Source organism: Pseudomonas sp. AIG, from assembly GCF_977020205.1.
The window spans coordinates 16,418-30,754 of sequence record NZ_CDROCK010000049.1; the positions used below are offsets into that span (position 1 = coordinate 16,418).

A 14,337-nucleotide genomic window follows, 5' to 3' on the forward strand; every position below is an offset into this window, starting at 1 on the left:
AGTCCCATCGGAAGACGGGGTAGATCGCGACGCTTTGACGCGTATAGATGAAACTCTCTTCATCCAGGGTAAAAATCCCTTCGTTTGATAGTGTGCATCCATCCAGTATTTGCCCGTATACTCCTACGTTTTCGACGCCCGCCGAGCGAGGCCACTTTGGACAAGATCCTGATACGTGGGGCCCGTACCCACAACCTGAAGAACATCGACCTGACCCTGCCACGGGACAAGCTGATCGTCATCACCGGCTTGTCCGGATCCGGCAAGTCGTCCCTGGCTTTCGACACGCTGTACGCCGAAGGTCAGCGCCGCTATGTCGAATCGCTGTCAGCCTACGCACGCCAGTTCCTGTCGATGATGGAAAAACCCGACGTCGACACCATCGAAGGCCTGTCGCCGGCGATCTCCATCGAACAGAAGTCGACCTCGCACAACCCGCGCTCCACGGTCGGCACCATCACCGAAATCTACGACTACCTGCGTCTGCTCTATGCTCGCGTCGGCACGCCGCGCTGCCCGGATCACGATATTCCACTGGAGGCGCAGACCGTCAGCCAGATGGTCGATCTGGTCCTGGCGCAACCGGAAGGCAGCAAGCTGATGTTGCTCGCCCCGGTGATCCGCGAGCGTAAAGGTGAACATCTTTCGGTCTTCGAAGAGCTGCGTGCCCAAGGCTTCGTTCGCGCCCGGGTCAATGGCCGCATCTGTGAGCTCGACGAACTGCCGAAACTGGATAAACAGAAGAAGCATTCGATTGACGTGATCGTCGACCGTTTCAAGGTGCGCGCCGATCTGCAGCAACGTCTGGCCGAGTCTTTCGAGACTGCGCTGAAACTGGCGGACGGCATTGCCCTGGTTGCGCCGATGGACGATGAGCCGGGCGAGGAGATGATCTTCTCAGCACGCTTCGCCTGCCCGATCTGCGGTCACGCAATCAGCGAACTGGAACCGAAGCTGTTCTCCTTCAACAACCCGGCCGGCGCCTGCCCGACTTGCGATGGCCTGGGGGTGAAGCAGTTCTTCGACATCAAGCGACTGGTCAACGGTGAGCTGACGCTGGCCGAAGGTGCCATTCGCGGCTGGGACCGGCGCAACGTCTATTACTTCCAGATGCTCGGTTCACTGGCTTCGCACTATGGTTTCAGTCTGGAAGTGCCGTTCAACGAACTGCCGGCCGATCAGCAGAAATCCATCCTGCACGGCAGCGGCTCGCAGAACGTCGATTTCAAATACCTGAACGATCGTGGCGACATCGTCAAACGCTCGCACCCGTTCGAAGGCATCGTGCCCAACCTTGAGCGTCGCTATCGCGAGACCGAGTCGGCGAGCGTTCGCGAAGAGCTGGCCAAGTTCCTCAGCACTCAGTCCTGCCCGGACTGCCGTGGCACACGTCTGCGTCGCGAGGCACGACATGTGTGGGTCGGCGAGAAGACTCTGCCTGCCGTTACCAACCTGCCGATCGGCGATGCGTGCGAATACTTCGGCCAGTTGAAGATGACCGGCCGCCGTGGCGAGATTGCTGACAAGATCCTCAAGGAAATTCGCGAGCGTCTGCAGTTCCTCGTCAACGTCGGTCTCGACTATCTGTCGCTGGATCGCAGCGCTGACACGCTGTCCGGTGGCGAGGCGCAGCGGATTCGTCTGGCCAGCCAGATAGGCGCTGGCCTGGTGGGCGTTTTGTACATCCTCGACGAACCGTCCATTGGCTTGCACCAGCGTGATAACGATCGGCTGCTTGGCACGCTCAAGCACCTGCGCGATATCGGCAACACGGTAATCGTGGTCGAACACGACGAGGACTTGATTCGCCTGGCTGACTACGTGGTGGATATCGGCCCGGGCGCAGGCGTGCACGGCGGCCAGATCGTTGCCGAAGGTACGCCGGCCGAGGTCATGGCGCACCCGGATTCCCTGACCGGTAAATACCTGTCGGGCCGGGTGAAGATTGAAGTACCGGCCAAACGCACTCCGCGCAACAAGAAGTTGAATCTTTCGCTCAAAGGCGCGCGCGGCAATAACCTGCGCAATGTCGATCTGGATATCCCGATCGGGCTGCTGACTTGCGTGACCGGCGTGTCCGGTTCGGGCAAATCGACACTGATCAACAACACACTGTTCCCGCTGAGCGCCACGGCGCTCAATGGTGCGACCACCCTGGAAGCGGCAGCGCACGACAGCATCAAAGGCCTTGAGCATCTCGACAAAGTCGTCGATATCGACCAGAGCCCGATCGGCCGTACCCCGCGCTCCAACCCGGCGACGTACACCGGGCTGTTTACACCGATCCGTGAACTGTTCGCCGGTGTGCCCGAATCTCGCTCCCGTGGTTATGGCCCGGGGCGTTTCTCGTTCAACGTCAAGGGCGGTCGCTGCGAAGCCTGCCAGGGCGATGGCCTGATCAAGGTGGAAATGCACTTCCTGCCGGACATCTACGTGCCGTGCGACGTATGCAAGAGCAAGCGCTACAACCGCGAAACCCTTGAGATCAAATACAAGGGCAAGAGCATCCACGAAACCCTCGAGATGACCATTGAGGAAGCCAGGGAGTTCTTCGATGCGGTGCCGGCGCTGGCGCGCAAACTGCAGACCCTGATGGATGTCGGCCTGTCGTACATCAAGCTCGGTCAATCAGCGACCACCTTGTCCGGTGGTGAGGCGCAGCGGGTCAAGCTGTCTCGCGAGCTGTCCAAACGTGACACCGGCAAAACCCTGTACATCCTCGATGAGCCGACCACCGGTTTGCACTTCGCGGATATTCAGCAATTGCTCGACGTGCTGCATCGTCTGCGCGACCACGGCAACACCGTGGTGGTGATCGAACACAACCTCGACGTGATCAAGACGGCCGACTGGCTGGTCGATCTCGGGCCGGAGGGCGGTTCAAAAGGTGGGCAGATCATTGCCACTGGCACCCCTGAGGATGTGGCCGAGATGAAGCAATCTCACACAGGCCATTACCTCAAGCCGTTGTTGATCCGCGATCGGGCCTAAACGTCAGGCATGAAAAAGCCCCTGTCACCTCAACAGTGACAGGGGCTTTTTTTGTCTCTACAGCAATCAGGAAGTATGCGATTGCAGGTAGTTCTCGAGACCGATCAACTTGATCAAGCCCAACTGCTTTTCCAGCCAGTAGGTGTGATCTTCTTCGGTGTCGTTCAGTTGCACGCGCAGGATCTCGCGGCTGACATAATCTTTGTGCTGCTCGCAGAGTTCGATGCCTTTGCACAGCGCGGCGCGAACTTTGTACTCAAGGCGCAGATCAGCTTCGAGCATCTCCGGCACAGTGCTGCCGACATCCAGGTCATCCGGACGCATGCGCGGCGTGCCTTCGAGCATCAGAATCCGGCGCATCAACGCATCAGCGTGACCGGCTTCTTCTTCCATTTCGTGGTTGATTCGTTCGTAGAGCTTGGTGAACCCCCAGTCCTCATACATCCGCGAATGAACGAAATATTGATCACGCGCGGCCAGTTCGCCGGTCAGCAACGTGTTGAGGTAATCGATTACGTCTGGGTGGCCTTGCATCGCCCTACATCTCCCTACTTGAAAGGCTGTAGTTTGAACCAACATGACCGGAAGGTCACCCGCTTAGCGCAATAAAAGCGAAGATATTCTGAGAAAAGCAGCCTAAATAACGCAAAAACCGCCAAAATGAGGGCGGTTCTGCTTCTCGTTTAGACTTCGTTAAGCTGTACGTTGAGCAGCTTTGCGATTGCTTCTCCATACGCCTGATCGGCTTTGTAGAAATGCTGCAGCTGACGGTCGACGACATCAGTCGAAACCCCACCCATCGCACCAGCGATGTTGCTCACCAGCAGAGCCTTCTGCTCGTCGCTCATCAACCGGAACAGCGCACCGGCGTGACTGTAGTAATCGGTATCCTCGCGATGATCGTAACGATCGGCAGCACCGCTCAAGGCCAACGCCGGCTCAGCGTAATGCGGAGCTTGTTTCGGCGATTCGAGGTAGCTGTTCGGCTCGTAGTTAGGGGCTGCACCACCATTGCTGCCGAACGCCATCGAGCCGTCACGCTGGTAAGTGTTGACCGGGCCGCGTGGAGCGTTCACCGGCAGTTGCTGGTGATTGGTGCCGACGCGATAACGGTGGGCATCGGCGTAAGCGAATACACGACCTTGCAGCATGCGATCCGGCGACAGACCGACACCCGGCACCATGTTGCTTGGGCCGAACGCCGCTTGCTCGACTTCAGCGAAGTAGTTCTGCGGGTTGCGGTTCAATTCCAGCTCACCGACTTCAATCAGCGGGAACTCCTTCTGCGACCAGGTCTTGGTCACGTCGAACGGGTTCTCGTAATGCGCTGCAGCCTGGGCTTCGGTCATGATCTGGATGCAGACGCGCCATTTCGGGAAGTCTCCGCGCTCAATGGCTTCGAACAAATCGCGCTGGGCATAATCCGGATCGGTGCCAGCCAACCGCGCGGCATCGGCCGGTGCCAAATTCTTGATGCCTTGCTGGGTCTTGTAGTGCCATTTCACCCAGTGACGCTCACCTTTAGCGCTGATCAGGCTGTAGGTGTGGCTGCCGAAGCCGTGCATGTGACGGTAACCGTCCGGGATGCCGCGGTCAGAGAACAGAATGGTGACCTGGTGCAGTGCTTCAGGCGAATGCGACCAGAAGTCCCACATCATCTGCGCGCTTTTCAGGTTGCTTTGCGGCAGACGTTTTTGCGTGTGGATAAAGTCAGGGAATTTAAGTGGATCGCGAATGAAGAACACTGGCGTGTTGTTGCCAACGATGTCCCAGTTGCCTTCTTCGGTGTAGAACTTCAACGCGAAACCGCGTGGATCGCGCTCAGTGTCGGCGGAACCGCGTTCGCCGCCGACCGTCGAGAAACGCAGGAACGTCGGCGTTTGTTTGCCAACAGATTCAAACAGCTTGGCGCTGGTGTACTCGGTAATGTCACGAGTCACCGTGAACGTGCCATAAGCACCCGAGCCTTTGGCATGTACGCGGCGCTCAGGGATGTTTTCACGGTTGAAGTGCGCAAGCTTCTCGAGCAAGTGGAAATCGTCGAGCAACAACGGGCCACGAGGGCCGGCGGAGCGAGAATTCTGGGTATCAGCGACAGGCGCGCCACTGGCGGTCGTAAGCGTTTTGATCTGGCTCATACGGTCTTCTTCCTCTGTCAGTCTTGAAACTGCCGGCTAATCGGCTTGATGGGAAGTATTGATCATCGATGTGACATCTACAAATTCATTAACTTGCAGATATCGATAGATAATTACTAATTATGTTTCCCAGCACATAGTGACAACAGAAAGGTGTCGGAAGCTTGTATGAACAGCGCATTTTCTGGCGGACACAAAAAACCGGGCGCTAGGCCCGGTTCTTTGTTTCAGACTGACGTCTTACTCGGCGGATACAGCTTCGCCAGCAGTAGCACGATCAACCAACTCGACGTACGCCATAGGCGCGTTGTCGCCAGCGCGGAAACCGCACTTGAGGATGCGCAGGTAGCCACCCTCACGGGTAGCGTAACGCTTGCCCAGGTCGTTGAAGAGCTTACCAACGATAGCTTTCGAACGAGTACGGTCGAAAGCCAGACGGCGGTTAGCCAGGCTGTCTGTCTTGGCCAGAGTGATCAGCGGCTCAGCAACGCGACGCAGTTCTTTGGCTTTCGGCAGTGTAGTTTTGATCAGCTCGTGCTCGAACAGCGACACCGCCATGTTTTGGAACATGGCCTTGCGGTGCGAGCTGGTGCGGCTCAGGTGACGACCACTTTTACGATGACGCATGGTTCATTCCTTACCAAACACTACGTTCGGTGATTACGACGATCAGGCAGTCGCCTTGTCGTCCTTCTTAAGACTTGCAGGCGGCCAGTTGTCGAGGCGCATGCCGAGGGACAGACCGCGGGAGGCCAGAACGTCCTTGATTTCAGTCAAGGATTTCTTGCCCAGGTTCGGAGTCTTCAACAGCTCTACTTCGGTACGCTGAATCAGGTCACCGATGTAGTAGATGTTTTCCGCCTTAAGGCAGTTAGCCGAACGTACAGTCAGTTCCAGATCGTCAACCGGGCGAAGCAGGATCGGATCGATCTCGTCTTCCTGCTCGACAACCACTGGCTCACTGTCACCTTTGAGGTCGACGAACGCAGCCAACTGCTGTTGCAGGATGGTTGCAGCGCGGCGGATAGCCTCTTCAGGGTCCAGAGTACCGTTGGTTTCCAGATCAATAACCAGCTTGTCCAGGTTGGTACGCTGCTCGACACGGGCGTTTTCCACCACGTATGCGATACGGCGAACCGGGCTGAACGAAGAGTCAAGCTGCAAGCGACCGATGCTGCGGCTTTCGTCTTCATCGCTCTGACGCGAGTCTGCTGGTTCATAACCACGACCACGAGCTACGGTGAGCTTCATGTTCAGGGCGCCGTTAGACGCCAGGTTAGCGATTACGTGATCGGGATTAACGATCTCGACATCATGATCCAGCTGAATATCGGCAGCGGTAACCACCCCCGAACCCTTCTTCGACAAGGTCAGCGTAACTTCGTCACGACCGTGCAGCTTGATGGCCAGACCTTTAAGGTTCAACAGGATTTCAATTACGTCTTCCTGTACACCTTCGATGGCGCTGTACTCGTGGAGCACACCGTCAATCTCGGCCTCGACTACTGCGCAGCCGGGCATTGAGGACAACAGGATGCGTCGCAGCGCGTTGCCCAGGGTGTGGCCAAAACCACGCTCGAGAGGCTCGAGAGTGATCTTGGCGCGGGTTGGACTGACAACCTGCACATCAATGTGGCGGGGTGTCAGGAACTCATTTACCGAAATCTGCATGGATGCACCTATTTTCTAGCCCTTACTTGGAGTAGAGCTCGACAATCAGGCTTTCGTTGATGTCGGCGGACAGATCACTGCGAGCAGGAACGTTCTTGAAAACGCCCGACTTCTTCTCAGTGTCTACTTCTACCCATTCTACGCGGCCACGTTGGGCACACAGATCGAGAGCTTGGACAATGCGAAGTTGGTTTTTTGCTTTCTCGCGAACTGCAACCACGTCACCAGCACGAACCTGATACGACGGAACGTTTACGGTCTGACCGTTAACGCTGATCGACTTGTGCGATACCAGCTGACGGGATTCGGCACGAGTCGAACCAAAGCCCATACGGTATACAACGTTGTCCAGACGGCATTCGAGCAGTTGCAGCAGGTTTTCACCGGTTGCACCTTTCTTGCCAGCAGCTTCTTTGTAGTAGCCGCTGAATTGACGCTCGAGAACGCCGTAGATACGACGGACCTTCTGCTTTTCACGCAGTTGGGTGCCGTAATCGGACTGGCGACCGCGGCGTTGGCCGTGGATACCAGGTGCTGCTTCAATGTTGCACTTCGATTCGATCGCGCGCACGCCGCTCTTCAGGAAGAGATCGGTGCCTTCGCGACGAGCGAGTTTGCATTTTGGACCAATGTAACGAGCCATTCTTTACAATCTCCTGGATTACACGCGGCGCTTCTTCGGCGGACGGCACCCGTTGTGCGGGATTGGCGTCACGTCGGTGATGCTGGCGATCTTATAGCCACAGCCGTTCAATGCACGGACAGCAGACTCACGACCTGGACCTGGACCTTTGACGTTAACGTCGAGGTTTTTCAGGCCATATTCCAGCGCAGCTTGACCAGCACGTTCAGCAGCTACTTGAGCAGCAAACGGGGTGGACTTGCGGGAACCGCGGAAACCCGAACCACCGGAGGTAGCCCAAGAAAGCGCGTTACCTTGACGGTCGGTGATGGTCACGATGGTGTTGTTAAAAGAAGCATGGATGTGGGCGATGCCATCAACCACTGTCTTTTTAACTTTTTTACGAGGACGAGCAGCAGGTTTTGCCATGATTAATTTCCTGTCGATTCGCGTGGGCGATTACTTGCGGATCGGCTTACGCGGACCTTTACGGGTACGCGCGTTAGTCTTGGTACGCTGACCGCGTACTGGAAGACCACGACGATGACGCAGACCACGGTAGCAACCGAGGTCCATCAAACGCTTGATTTTCATGTTGATTTCGCGACGCAGGTCACCTTCAGTGGTGAACTTCGCCACTTCGCCACGCAACTGCTCAATCTGCTCGTCGCTCAGATCTTTGATCTTTGCGGCTGGGTTTACCCCAGTCTCTGCGCAAATTTTCTGCGCAGTAGTGCGACCAACACCATAGATGTAGGTCAGCGAGATAACAGTGTGCTTGTTATCTGGAATGTTAACGCCTGCAATACGGGCCATTCAGTGGGACTCCAATTGACAGCTACCTACGCCCCGGAAGCCAAGAAATAGGGCGCGAGATAATATCGCTGTAATAACAAATAATCAACCCGGCAGCGCACTAGCTGCCGGGCTTCAAGCAGATCACACTCAGCCTTGGCGCTGTTTGTGACGCGGTTCCGCGCTGCAAATTACTCGAACAACACCTTCGCGGCGAATAATCTTGCAGTTACGGCACAGCTTTTTCACCGATGCACGAACTTTCATCACCAACTCCTCGAACCTTATGGGTACTCAGCGCAACATGCCGCTGCCGTAACCCTTCAGGTTGGCTTTCTTCATCAGGGATTCGTACTGGTGCGAAACGAGGTGCGATTGTACTTGGGACATGAAGTCCATCACAACCACGACCACGATCAGCAACGAGGTCCCGCCAAGGTAGAACGGAACGTTTGCTGCAACCACCAGGAACTGGGGCAACAGGCACACGGCCGTCATGTAAAGAGCACCGAACATGGTCAAGCGAGTCAGAACGCCATCAATGTAGCGCGCAGACTGCTCACCTGGACGGATGCCCGGAATAAAGGCACCGGACTTCTTCAGGTTTTCCGCTACGTCTTTCGGATTGAACATCAACGCCGTATAGAAGAAGCAGAAGAAAATAATCCCTGCACTAAACAGCAGAATATTCAACGGCTGACCAGGAGCGATCGACTGCGAGATGTCCTGCAACCAGCCCATACCTTCAGACTGACCGAACCAGGCACCCAACGAAGCAGGGAACAGCAAAATGCTGCTCGCGAAAATAGCCGGAATAACGCCGGCCATGTTCACCTTCAACGGCAGGTGGCTAGTCTGCGCAGCAAAAACCTTGCGGCCCTGCTGACGCTTGGCGTAGTGAACAGCGATACGACGCTGACCACGCTCAATGAACACCACAAAACCGATAATCGCTACTGCCAGCAAACCGATGGCAACCAAGGCGAAGATGTTGATATCACCCTGACGCGCAGACTCGAAAGACTGCCCGATTGCTCTCGGAAGACCGGCGACGATACCCGAAAAAATCAACATCGAGATACCGTTGCCTACACCACGCTCAGTAATCTGCTCACCCAGCCACATCATGAACATCGCACCAGCCACAAACGTGGATACCGCGACGAAATGGAAGCCAAAGTCACCAGTGAACGCAACGCCCTGCCCCGCCAGACCAATGGACATGCCAATAGCCTGAACGAGAGCGAGGACGACGGTGCCGTAGCGGGTGTACTGGCTAATCTTGCGACGGCCAGCTTCACCTTCCTTCTTCAACTGTTCCAGCTGCGGGCTAACGGCGGTCATCAGTTGCATGATGATCGATGCCGAAATGTACGGCATGATCCCCAGTGCAAAGATGCTCATCCGTTCCAGCGCGCCGCCGGAGAACATGTTGAACAAGCTAAGAATGGTCCCCTCATTCTGTCGAAACAGGTCTGCGAGTCGGTCCGGGTTGATACCTGGAACCGGGATGTGTGCGCCTATTCGGTAGACGATAATCGCCAGGAACAGAAAACGCAGACGAGCCCAGAGTTCAGACATACCGCCTTTGCCGAGCGCAGAGAGAGCACCTTGCTTAGCCATTTATTCCTCGAACTTGCCGCCAGCTGCTTCGATAGCCGCACGCGCACCTTTGGTGGCGCCGATTCCCTTGCCGATAGTGACAGCGCGAGTCACTTCACCGGACAGCATGATTTTCACACGCTGTACGTTGACGTTGATCACGTTGGCATCTTTCAGGGACTGCACGGTGACGATGTCGCCTTCCACTTTAGCCAGCTCGGACAGACGCACTTCTGCGCGGTCCATGGCTTTCAGGGAAACGAAACCGAACTTCGGCAGGCGACGATGCAGCGGCTGTTGACCGCCTTCAAAGCCTGGAGCAATGGTGCCACCGGAGCGGGAGGTTTGACCTTTGTGGCCACGGCCACCAGTCTTACCCAAACCGCTACCGATACCACGGCCCGGACGATGCTTTTCGCGACGGGAACCCGGCGCTGGACTCAGATCATTGAGTTTCATCGATTAACCCTCGACACGCAGCATGTAGTAAGCCTTGTTGATCATCCCGCGATTCTCGGGAGTATCCTGGACTTCTACAGTGTGACCGATGCGACGCAGACCCAGACCCTTAACGCACAGTTTGTGGTTAGGGATGCGGCCGGTCATGCTTTTGATCAGCGTTACTTTAACGGTAGCCATGATCAGAAGATCTCCTTGACGCTTTTGCCACGCTTGGCGGCAATGGATTCAGGAGACTGCATAGCTTTCAAACCTTTGAAAGTGGCGTGAACCACGTTTACCGGGTTAGTCGAGCCGTAGCACTTGGCCAGAACGTTCTGAACACCAGCAACTTCGAGAACAGCACGCATAGCGCCGCCTGCGATGATACCGGTACCTTCAGAAGCAGGCTGCATGTACACCTTCGAAGCGCCGTGAGCGGACTTCATTGCGTACTGCAGCGTGGTGCCGTTCAGATCAACTTGGATCATGTTGCGGCGAGCAGCTTCCATTGCCTTCTGGATCGCAGCAGGCACTTCACGCGACTTGCCACGGCCGAAGCCAACACGCCCTTTACCATCACCAACCACGGTCAACGCGGTGAAAGTGAAGATACGGCCGCCTTTAACGGTTTTGGCTACACGGTTAACTTGAACCAGCTTCTCGATGTAGCCTTCGTCGCGCTTTTGGTCGTTATTTGACATAACTTAGAACTCCAGCCCAGCTTCACGAGCAGCATCAGCCAGCGCTTTCACGCGACCGTGGTACTTGAAGCCAGAGCGGTCGAAAGCCACTTGCGAGACGCCAGCGGCCTTAGCACGCGTAGCGACCAGCTGGCCAACCTTTGTGGCCGCGTCGATGTTGCCAGTGGCACCATCACGCAGTTCTTTATCCAAAGTCGAGGCGCTTGCCAGGACCTTGTTGCCGTCGGCCGAGATGACCTGGGCGTAGATGTGCTGCGACGAGCGGAACACGCAGAGACGCACGACTTCGAGTTCGTGCATTTTCAGGCGTGCTTTGCGAGCGCGACGCAGTCGAGTAACTTTTTTGTCGGTCATTTGCTATGCCCTACTTCTTCTTGGCTTCTTTACGACGGACGACTTCGTCCGCGTAGCGCACACCTTTGCCTTTGTACGGCTCTGGTGGACGGAAGTCGCGGATCTCAGCGGCCACTTGACCTACCAGCTGCTTATCGATGCCCTTGATCAGGATATCGGTCTGGCTAGGAGTCTCAGCGGTGATGCCTTCCGGCAGTTCGTAATCCACTGGGTGCGAGAAGCCAAGGGCCAGGTTCAAAACCGTGCCTTTTGCTTGCGCCTTGTAACCAACACCGACCAGCTGGAGCTTGCGCTCGAAGCCTTGGCTTACGCCTTGGACCATGTTGTTTACCAACGCACGCGTGGTACCGGCCATTGCGCGAGTTTGTTGATCGCCATTGCGAGCAGCGAAACGCAGCTCACCAGCTTCTTCAACGATCTCAACGGACGAATGGATGTTCAGTTCAAGAGTACCCTTGGCACCCTTCACCGAAAGCTGTTGGCCTGCGAATTTTACTTCGACACCGGCTGGCAGCTTAACGGGGTTCTTAGCGACGCGAGACATGCTTATCCCCCCTTAGAACACAGTGCAAAGAACTTCGCCGCCGACACCGGCAGCGCGCGCAGCACGATCCGTCATCACACCTTTGTTGGTGGAGACGATAGACACGCCAAGACCGCCACGAACTTTCGGCAGATCTTCAACGGACTTGTACTGACGCAGGCCTGGACGACTAACGCGCTTCACTTCTTCGATAACCGGACGGCCTTCGAAGTACTTCAGCTCGATGGACAACGACGGCTTAGCGTCGGTGGTGATCTGAAAATCCGCGATGTAACCTTCGTCCTTCAGGACTTTTGCTACAGCCACCTTCAGCGTGGAAGACGGCATGCTTACGACAGACTTTTCAGCCATCTGGGCATTACGGATTCGAGTTAGCATGTCCGCTAACGGGTCCTGCATACTCATGGGCTAGACGCTCCTAATACAGAAAAATTAGCCTTGCGGCTACTACTTGTCGCCGAGAACTTCCGGGCATGAAAAACACGGGCTCAGGCGAGCCGGTCATTCTAGACACACCCCAGAAATGAATCAAGCCCCAAAAGGGGCTTGATTCAGATTCAAGGCCACCGATGGTCAGGTTCTTGCGAACCCGAACATCGAGACTTTGACAGCAATTACCAGCTGGCTTTAACCAGACCTGGTACGTCACCACGCATTGCAGCTTCACGCAGCTTGTTACGGCCAAGGCCGAACTTGCGGTAAACGCCGTGCGGACGACCAGTCAGGCGGCAACGGTTACGCATGCGCGAAGCGCTTGCGTCACGTGGTTGCTTCTGCAGAGCTACGGTAGCTTCCCAACGCGCTTCTGGACTTGCGTTCAGATCAACGATGATAGCTTTCAGCGCTGCACGCTTGGTGGCGTACTTGGCAACGGTGAGCTGACGCTTCAGCTCACGGTTTTTCATGCTCTTCTTGGCCATTTTCCTACTCCAATCAGTTGCGGAACGGGAATTTGAAAGCACGCAGCAGAGCGCGGCCTTCATCATCGTTCTTGGCAGTGGTGGTCAGGGTAATGTCCAGACCGCGGAGAGCATCGATCTTGTCGTAGTCGATTTCCGGGAAAATGATCTGCTCTTTCACGCCCATGCTGTAGTTACCACGACCATCGAAGGACTTGGCATTCAGGCCGCGGAAGTCGCGGACCCGAGGCAGGGAGATCGACAGCAGACGATCCAGGAACTCATACATACGCTCACGGCGCAGAGTCACCTTAACGCCGATCGGCCATCCTTCACGGACTTTAAAGCCAGCGATGGATTTACGAGCGTAGGTCACAACGACTTTTTGGCCGGTGATCTTTTCCAGGTCAGCAACAGCATGCTCGATGACTTTTTTGTCACCAACAGCTTCGCCCAAACCCATGTTCAGGGTAATTTTTGTAACGCGTGGAACTTCCATCACGTTCGAAAGCTTAAGTTCTTCCTTAAGCTTCGGTGCGATTTCCTTCCAGTAAATCTCTTTTAGTCGTGCCATGGTCTTCTACCTAGCAGTGTTCAAGCATCAACCGCTTTTTGGGTCGACTTGAAGACACGAATTTTCTTGCCGTCTTCTACTTTGAAACCAACGCGGTCAGCCTTGTTGGTTTCGCCGTTGAAAATGGCGACGTTAGAAGCGTCCAGTGGAGCTTCTTTTTCGACGATACCGCCTTGCACGCCCGACATCGGGTTAGGCTTGGTATGACGCTTAACCAGGTTCAGACCGCTAATAACCAGACGGTTATTAGCAAGAACCTTAAGCACCTTACCGCGCTTACCTTTGTCTTTGCCGGCGATCACGATGATCTCGTCGTCACGACGAATCTTTTGCATGTCGGATCTCCTTACAGCACTTCTGGGGCGAGCGAGACGATCTTCATGAACTTCTCAGTACGAAGTTCACGGGTCACTGGCCCAAAGATACGGGTGCCGATCGGCTCTTGCTTGTTGTTCAGAAGAACAGCAGCGTTGCCATCAAAGCGGATAATGGAGCCATCAGCACGACGTACGCCGTGACGAGTGCGGACTACAACAGCAGTCATCACTTGGCCTTTTTTCACTTTACCGCGAGGAATTGCTTCCTTCACGGTAACTTTGATGATGTCACCGATACCAGCGTAACGACGATGGGAGCCACCCAGCACCTTGATGCACATAACGCGGCGAGCGCCGCTGTTATCGGCCACATCGAGCATGGATTGAGTCTGAATCATATAATTTCTCCGACCCCTAGTCCTTAGACTTCCACAGCGCGTTCGAGAACATCAACCAGCGCCCAAGACTTGGTCTTGGCCATAGGACGAGTTTCACGAATAGTGACTTTGTCGCCGATGTGGCACTGGTTGGTTTCGTCGTGCGCGTGCAGCTTAGTCGAACGCTTAACGTATTTACCGTAGATCGGGTGCTTTACGCGACGCTCGATCAATACGGTGATGGTTTTGTCCATCTTGTCGCTGACAACACGGCCAGTCAGCGTACGGACAGTTTTTTCGGCTTCAGCCAT

General features: G+C 55.6%; 21 protein-coding genes. 1 reads left to right on the top strand and 20 read right to left on the bottom strand.

What is annotated here, in order from left to right:
- The first annotated feature begins 156 nt into the window (after positions 1 to 156).
- Positions 157 to 2,991 carry an excinuclease ABC subunit UvrA gene (gene uvrA / locus ACWR1S_RS23875; RefSeq protein WP_454565239.1) on the top strand — a complete coding sequence of 945 codons (2,835 nt, stop codon included), beginning with the start codon at positions 157 to 159 and terminating at the stop codon, positions 2,989 to 2,991.
- A 66-nt stretch (positions 2,992 to 3,057) separates the two neighbouring features.
- Here the strand turns inward: uvrA and bfr are convergent, their stop codons facing one another.
- The 20 genes from bfr to rpsQ all read right to left on the bottom strand — a co-directional run bounded on the left by bfr (position 3,058) and on the right by rpsQ (position 14,337).
- Positions 3,058 to 3,525: a bacterioferritin gene (gene bfr / locus ACWR1S_RS23880; protein ID WP_053124309.1), complete on the bottom strand. Its 468-nt coding sequence runs from the start codon at positions 3,523 to 3,525 to the stop codon at positions 3,058 to 3,060.
- Positions 3,526 to 3,674: 149 nt separating this feature from the next.
- Positions 3,675 to 5,129, bottom strand: coding sequence for a catalase (locus ACWR1S_RS23885; protein WP_454565240.1), 1,455 nt, complete (start codon positions 5,127 to 5,129; stop codon positions 3,675 to 3,677).
- A 240-nt stretch (positions 5,130 to 5,369) separates the two neighbouring features.
- A complete protein-coding gene (rplQ, locus tag ACWR1S_RS23890) occupies positions 5,370 to 5,756 on the bottom strand; it encodes a 50S ribosomal protein L17 (protein WP_003176402.1) in 387 nt (128 codons plus the stop codon).
- A gap of 42 nt (positions 5,757 to 5,798) precedes the next feature.
- Complete coding sequence (locus ACWR1S_RS23895; RefSeq protein WP_003186012.1) at positions 5,799 to 6,800, bottom strand: DNA-directed RNA polymerase subunit alpha; 1,002 nt, start codon at positions 6,798 to 6,800, stop codon at positions 5,799 to 5,801.
- Positions 6,801 to 6,822: 22 nt separating this feature from the next.
- Positions 6,823 to 7,443, bottom strand: coding sequence for a 30S ribosomal protein S4 (rpsD, locus tag ACWR1S_RS23900; protein ID WP_003176404.1), 621 nt, complete (start codon positions 7,441 to 7,443; stop codon positions 6,823 to 6,825).
- Between the two features lie 18 nt (positions 7,444 to 7,461).
- Complete coding sequence (gene rpsK / locus ACWR1S_RS23905) at positions 7,462 to 7,851, bottom strand: 30S ribosomal protein S11 (RefSeq protein ID WP_002555466.1); 390 nt, start codon at positions 7,849 to 7,851, stop codon at positions 7,462 to 7,464.
- Positions 7,852 to 7,881: 30 nt separating this feature from the next.
- A complete protein-coding gene (gene rpsM, locus ACWR1S_RS23910) occupies positions 7,882 to 8,238 on the bottom strand; it encodes a 30S ribosomal protein S13 (protein ID WP_009045849.1) in 357 nt (118 codons plus the stop codon).
- A gap of 129 nt (positions 8,239 to 8,367) precedes the next feature.
- Positions 8,368 to 8,484, bottom strand: coding sequence for a 50S ribosomal protein L36 (gene rpmJ, locus ACWR1S_RS23915; RefSeq protein WP_002555468.1), 117 nt, complete (start codon positions 8,482 to 8,484; stop codon positions 8,368 to 8,370).
- Between the two features lie 27 nt (positions 8,485 to 8,511).
- Positions 8,512 to 9,840, bottom strand: coding sequence for a preprotein translocase subunit SecY (secY, locus tag ACWR1S_RS23920; RefSeq protein WP_003228718.1), 1,329 nt, complete (start codon positions 9,838 to 9,840; stop codon positions 8,512 to 8,514).
- Complete coding sequence (gene rplO, locus ACWR1S_RS23925) at positions 9,841 to 10,278, bottom strand: 50S ribosomal protein L15 (protein WP_003228720.1); 438 nt, start codon at positions 10,276 to 10,278, stop codon at positions 9,841 to 9,843.
- 3 nt (positions 10,279 to 10,281) lie between these two features.
- Positions 10,282 to 10,458 (bottom strand): 50S ribosomal protein L30, encoded by a 177-nt coding sequence (rpmD, locus tag ACWR1S_RS23930; RefSeq protein WP_003176408.1) that lies wholly within the window; start codon positions 10,456 to 10,458, stop codon positions 10,282 to 10,284.
- A 2-nt stretch (positions 10,459 to 10,460) separates the two neighbouring features.
- Complete coding sequence (gene rpsE / locus ACWR1S_RS23935) at positions 10,461 to 10,961, bottom strand: 30S ribosomal protein S5 (RefSeq protein ID WP_003186035.1); 501 nt, start codon at positions 10,959 to 10,961, stop codon at positions 10,461 to 10,463.
- A 3-nt stretch (positions 10,962 to 10,964) separates the two neighbouring features.
- Positions 10,965 to 11,315: a 50S ribosomal protein L18 gene (gene rplR / locus ACWR1S_RS23940; protein ID WP_003186037.1), complete on the bottom strand. Its 351-nt coding sequence runs from the start codon at positions 11,313 to 11,315 to the stop codon at positions 10,965 to 10,967.
- Positions 11,316 to 11,325: 10 nt separating this feature from the next.
- Positions 11,326 to 11,859, bottom strand: coding sequence for a 50S ribosomal protein L6 (rplF, locus tag ACWR1S_RS23945; RefSeq protein WP_003176412.1), 534 nt, complete (start codon positions 11,857 to 11,859; stop codon positions 11,326 to 11,328).
- 12 nt (positions 11,860 to 11,871) lie between these two features.
- Positions 11,872 to 12,264, bottom strand: a complete 393-nt coding sequence (rpsH, locus tag ACWR1S_RS23950; RefSeq protein WP_007918458.1) for a 30S ribosomal protein S8 — start codon at positions 12,262 to 12,264, stop codon at positions 11,872 to 11,874.
- Positions 12,265 to 12,473: 209 nt separating this feature from the next.
- Positions 12,474 to 12,779: a 30S ribosomal protein S14 gene (rpsN, locus tag ACWR1S_RS23955; protein WP_003228726.1), complete on the bottom strand. Its 306-nt coding sequence runs from the start codon at positions 12,777 to 12,779 to the stop codon at positions 12,474 to 12,476.
- Positions 12,780 to 12,792: 13 nt separating this feature from the next.
- Positions 12,793 to 13,332, bottom strand: a complete 540-nt coding sequence (gene rplE, locus ACWR1S_RS23960; RefSeq protein WP_003176415.1) for a 50S ribosomal protein L5 — start codon at positions 13,330 to 13,332, stop codon at positions 12,793 to 12,795.
- Between the two features lie 20 nt (positions 13,333 to 13,352).
- Positions 13,353 to 13,667 (bottom strand): 50S ribosomal protein L24, encoded by a 315-nt coding sequence (gene rplX, locus ACWR1S_RS23965; RefSeq protein ID WP_008081905.1) that lies wholly within the window; start codon positions 13,665 to 13,667, stop codon positions 13,353 to 13,355.
- Between the two features lie 11 nt (positions 13,668 to 13,678).
- Entirely contained in the window at positions 13,679 to 14,047 is a 369-nt protein-coding gene (gene rplN / locus ACWR1S_RS23970) for a 50S ribosomal protein L14 (protein WP_002555479.1), read from the bottom strand.
- 23 nt (positions 14,048 to 14,070) lie between these two features.
- A complete protein-coding gene (gene rpsQ, locus ACWR1S_RS23975) occupies positions 14,071 to 14,337 on the bottom strand; it encodes a 30S ribosomal protein S17 (protein ID WP_003194644.1) in 267 nt (88 codons plus the stop codon).